This is a genomic window from Methylobacterium sp. WL18, from assembly GCF_008040015.1.
Taxonomy (GTDB): Bacteria; Pseudomonadota; Alphaproteobacteria; order Rhizobiales; family Beijerinckiaceae; genus Methylobacterium; species Methylobacterium mesophilicum.
Genome location: NZ_VRVD01000466.1, coordinates 1 through 3,756 on the forward strand (window position 1 = coordinate 1; position 3,756 = coordinate 3,756).

The 3,756-nt window shown below is 71.1% G+C and carries 4 protein-coding genes and 1 pseudogene; 2 read left to right on the forward strand and 3 right to left on the reverse strand.

The annotated features are described in order from the left end of the window. Positions 1-857, reverse strand: an 857-nt coding sequence (locus FV228_RS22995; protein ID WP_348645068.1) for an OB-fold nucleic acid binding domain-containing protein, incomplete at its 3' end; no start/stop codon positions are given. Between the two features lie 107 nt (positions 858-964). Here FV228_RS22995 and FV228_RS23000 point away from each other — a divergent pair. Further along, complete coding sequence (locus tag FV228_RS23000) at positions 965-1,861, forward strand: alpha/beta hydrolase (protein ID WP_147856715.1); 897 nt, start codon at positions 965-967, stop codon at positions 1,859-1,861. A 34-nt stretch (positions 1,862-1,895) separates the two neighbouring features. Here FV228_RS23000 and FV228_RS23005 read toward each other — a convergent pair whose 3' ends face one another. Further along, positions 1,896-2,348 carry a type II toxin-antitoxin system HicB family antitoxin gene (locus FV228_RS23005; RefSeq protein ID WP_147856716.1) on the reverse strand — a complete coding sequence of 151 codons (453 nt, stop codon included), beginning with the start codon at positions 2,346-2,348 and terminating at the stop codon, positions 1,896-1,898. Further along, positions 2,345-2,506 (reverse strand): annotated as a pseudogene (locus FV228_RS23010) (type II toxin-antitoxin system HicA family toxin); the annotation flags it as partial. The pseudogene FV228_RS23010 and the gene FV228_RS23005, both read right to left, overlap by 4 nt. 532 nt (positions 2,507-3,038) lie before the next feature. Between FV228_RS23010 and FV228_RS23020 the strand changes: the two are divergent. Beyond that, the coding region (locus tag FV228_RS23020) for an FAD-dependent monooxygenase (protein WP_147856718.1) at positions 3,039-3,756 on the forward strand (718 nt) is incomplete at its 3' end.

Sequence of the window (3,756 nt, forward strand, 5' to 3'; positions counted from 1 at the left end):
GCCCGCATCAGGGCGAGCGCCAGCTGCGAGGCGAGCAGCTCGTCGTAGGACAGGCGCCGCCGGGCCGGGGTTGCCGGCGGCGGCTGGAGCGGATCCTCGGCCTTCGGGAGGGGCTCCTCGGGGCGGTGCTCGACGCGCAGCGCATCCGCGAAGGCCGGCAGGCGGTTCTTCTCCAGCCAGGCCGGATCCTGCCATTCGGGCAGGGTCGGCAGCCGGTCGAGGGCCGCCACCGCGAGCTTGTTGATCGCCCGGGAGGTCAGCCCCTCGGTGGCGCCGTAGATCGGCTCGACGGCGGGCAGCTCGGCGAGGCCGGCCTCGTCCACGATCCGGGATGGGTGGACCATCTGGCGGGTGCCGTCCCACAGGTCGATCCGGCCGGTGATGTAGCGATGGGCGCCCAGCGGCAGCATCTTCTCCACCCGGGCGCGGGGCATGCCGAAGAACACCAGGGAGATGTCGCCGGTGGAATCCTCCACCAGCACCCGGTGCGGGCGCTTGCCCGACCCGATCTGGGCCGGACGGTGGGCCACCACGGTGACCCCGACGGTCACCGGCTCGCCCACGGGCGCTTCGCTGACCGAGCCCATCAGCCGGCGCGGGACGCCGCCCTGGGGCAGGTGGAACAGCAGGTCCACGATCCGGGCCTCCCGCTCGGGCGTGCCGAGCAGTTTTTCGATGAGCGGGGCCATCTTGGGGCCGACGCCCGGCAGGGCGCGGGCCGGGGCGAACAGGGGATCGAGGATGCTCGGACGCAGCAGCGGCGCGCGGACGGCCTCGCCCTCCGGCGCCTCGGCGTCCGGGTCGTTCACCGCCGCGTCCCGGAGGGCGGCGTCCTGAGTCGCGCGTGCATCTGTCATGGTGGCTCGGCGGACATCCTGCCGGAGCCGCCTTATCATCCCGTGCATCCCGGCGCGCCAGTGCGGCGCAAGGGACACGGGCCCAGGGGACGGAGGCGACCGAGCGCATGGCCAAGGATTGCGCCACCGATTTTCTGCCGGGCTTCGACCGGCACCGAATCGAGACCGAACCCGGCGTGACGATCCACGCCCGCTCCGGGGGCTCCGGGCCGCCGGTCCTGCTGCTGCACGGCCACCCGCAGACCCTGTCGACCTGGCTCCACGTCGCCCCGCGCCTGGCCGAGCGCCGCACCATCGTGGCCATGGACCTGCGCGGCTACGGCGATTCGGACAAGCCCCCGGGCGGCGAACGCCACGCGGCCTACGCCAAGCGCGCCATGGCGGCGGACGCGGTGGCGGTGATGCGCGCGCTCGGCCACGACCAGTTCGCCCTCGTGGGCCACGATCGCGGCGGCCGCGTCGCCCACCGCCTGGCCCTGGACCATCCGGAGCGGGTCGAACGCCTGGCCCTGTTCGACATCGCCCCCACGGCGACGATGTACGCCCGCACCGACAAGGCCTTCGCCACCCGGTACTTCTGGTGGTTCTTCTTCATCCAGCCGCATCCGCTGCCCGAAACGCTGATCGGTGCGGACCCGGAATACTTCCTGCGCCACCACATCGAGGGCCAGTCCAAGACTCCGGGCTCGACCCCGCCGGACCTCGTTTCGGAATACCTGCGCTGCTACAGTGATCCGGCCTGCCGCCACGCGATCTGCGAGGATTACCGGGCGGCGGCGGGCATCGACCTGGAGCACGACGCGGCCGATGCGGACGCCCGGATCACGGCGCCGCTGCTGGCGCTCTGGGGGGCGCAGGGCACGGTCGGCCAGACCTACGACGTGCTGGAGACCTGGCGCGAGAAGGCCACGAACGTCTCGGGCCGGGCGCTCGATTGCGGGCACACGCTGCAGGAAGAGAGGCCGGAGGAAGTTTTTCGCGAACTCTCGGCGTTCCTCGGGTGAACCGGCGCGTTCGGACGATGCAAAAGGGCGGCGCTCAAGCCACCGGCACGCTCTGCACGCTCAGCTCGTAGCCGAGCGCCCGGTAGGCCGCATCGAACTGTGCCGTCCGGGTCTGATGATCGAGCCTGAACAGCCGGTCGACGCTCTCCCGGTTCCAGCCGAGCTGGCGCTGCAGCTCGGCGCGCGTGATGCCTTTGCTCCGCAGCATCCGGTAGAGCATCACCTTGAGGTCGGTCTGCAACGGCAGCTTCACCCAAGTCCTGATGACGCGTCCGTCCCGAGCGTCGGGGGCCTCGACCGGCGCCGGTGCGGGTATGTCCTCGTTGCGGGCGATGCGCGCCGCCAGGGCTTCCTCCAGGGCCCCCAAGCCGTGCACGGGAAGGGCGGCCGGATCCTCGACATACGTCGTGATCTCGGGAAAGGCCGCACAGGTCGTGAGGTACGTCCCGTTGTCGTCGGCTTCGAGATCGAAGATGTAGCCAGTCACTTGAGGTCCAACGGCTTCAGGATGCGGTTGACGAGACTCGTACCGAGTTCCTTCCGGCCGCCATGCATCGGGATCTGCGACACCCGATCGCCGCGCCGGACCGTGAGATGGCCCGAGCCACCCTTGTGGTTCTCGAACGTGCAGCCCTTCGCGGCGAGGAGCCCTACGGCCTACACAGGTTTCGACCGTAGCCGTGATCATGCCGTGAGCGCAGAAGGCGCGGGTCCCCTCTCCCGTGCGGGAGAGGGACAGGGTGAGGGATGCGCGCTTTCCGGAAAACCCTGGTCCCTCACCCCAGCCCTCTCCCGCACGGGAGAGGGGGCGCGTCGCGGTCTGAACCAACGCCTGCGCCTCAAACCTATGTAACCCGCAGGCAAGGAGCCTGCGGAGTTCGCTCGCATTCATGCAGATATCGGTCGTTCCACAGATGCGTGGAAGTCCACAGAACTGTGGATTTTCGATCTCCTATCAATGTTGGTCCGCGTGCGGCCGCGTCCTACCTCGCGAGCGGGGTCTCCACCGGGCAGGCCAATCGCTCGGTGGCCTGCGGCGCCGTGGCGGCGGCGATCAGGATTGGCAGGATGACCGGAAGACTCAGATAAGACCCGTCCCATAAGGACGACTCGGCCGAGATGGCCGAACCGACCGGGATCACGGGCGCGGGCGGTTGGAAAGATAACGTCGGGCAGCATGTCAGAAGTGGCCAACACACCTTTCGACGTCGCCGTGGTGGGCGCGGGAGCCGCGGGGCTGTCCGCCGCCTTGGCGAGCGCCCAGGCCGGCATCCGGACCGCCCTGGTCGGCCGTCACGCCCCCGTGGCGGACGGGCGCACGGTCGCGCTGCTGGACGGCTCGGTGCGCTTCCTGGAGGCTCTGGGCGCCTGGGAGGCGGTGGCACCGCAGGCCAGTCCGCTGTGCACCCTGCAGATCATCGACGACACCGGCAGCCTGTTCCGGCCGCCGCCGGTGCGCTTCCAGGCCGCCGAGATCGGGCTGGACGCCTTCGGCTGGAACGTCGAGAGCGCCCGCCTGGTCGAGAGCCTGCGCATCCGGGCCCGCGCCCAAGCGAATCTCACCCTGGTCGAGGCGGATGCGGCCGGCGCCGTCCCCGGCGAGGCGGTCTCGCGCCTGACGCTCGCGGATGGCGGTACGGTCGCGGCGCGGCTGGTGGTGGGTGCCGACGGGGGCCGCTCCCCGCTCCGGGCCGCCAGCGGCGTGCGCGTGCGCGACTGGACCTACCCGCAGAGCGCCATCACCACGATCCTGGCGCATGAGCGCCCGCACCGGGACGTCTCCACCGAGTTCCACACCCGCTCCGGCCCGTTCACCCTGGTACCGCTGCCGGGCGGCCACCGGTCGAGCCTTGTCTGGGTCACCGGGGAGGGCGCCGCGCGGCGCCCTCCCCGGT

Coding starts and splice junctions, on each gene's coding strand:
- FV228_RS23000 (WP_147856715.1), top strand. CDS start 965: ATGGCCAAGGATTGCGCCACCGATTTTCTGCCGGGCTTCGACCGGCAC.